The sequence below is a fragment of the Bacillus sp. NTK071 genome, from assembly GCF_017303315.1.
In the GTDB taxonomy this organism is placed as follows: domain Bacteria; phylum Bacillota; class Bacilli; order Bacillales; family Guptibacillaceae; genus Guptibacillus.
The window spans coordinates 1-266 of the sequence record NZ_JAFKOI010000078.1 but is presented as its reverse complement, the minus strand read 5'-3'; the positions used below and the strand labels follow the sequence as shown (position 1 = coordinate 266).

1 protein-coding gene is annotated in these 266 nt (G+C 68.4%); it reads right to left on the bottom strand.

Translation table 11 applies throughout. From position 1 onward, the window contains the following. Nucleotides 1-266, bottom strand: a 266-nt coding sequence (locus JI666_RS22105) for a terminase gpA endonuclease subunit (protein ID WP_206895040.1), incomplete at both ends; no start/stop codon positions are given.

Sequence of the window (266 nt, the reverse complement as noted above, 5' to 3'; positions counted from 1 at the left end):
CGATGCGATCCTTTTGCACATCGGCGCCCGCCGTCAGGAACAGCCCGTCTGTCGGGATCTGCGCTGCGAAGGCTTCGCGCCGATCCGCCAGGCGCTGCCATTCCGGCGCCTCACCGCTCTCAATCCAGGTCTCGCCCAAAAGCGTGTTGCGCGCGGCGCGCAGCATCTCGTCCGAGCCCTGCGCGGCCAGCCAGTCGCGCGCGATCTGCTCCCAGCTCTTCCAGCCGATCGGCGAGTAGAGTGCAGAGAGGTGGAACCCCAGCGCC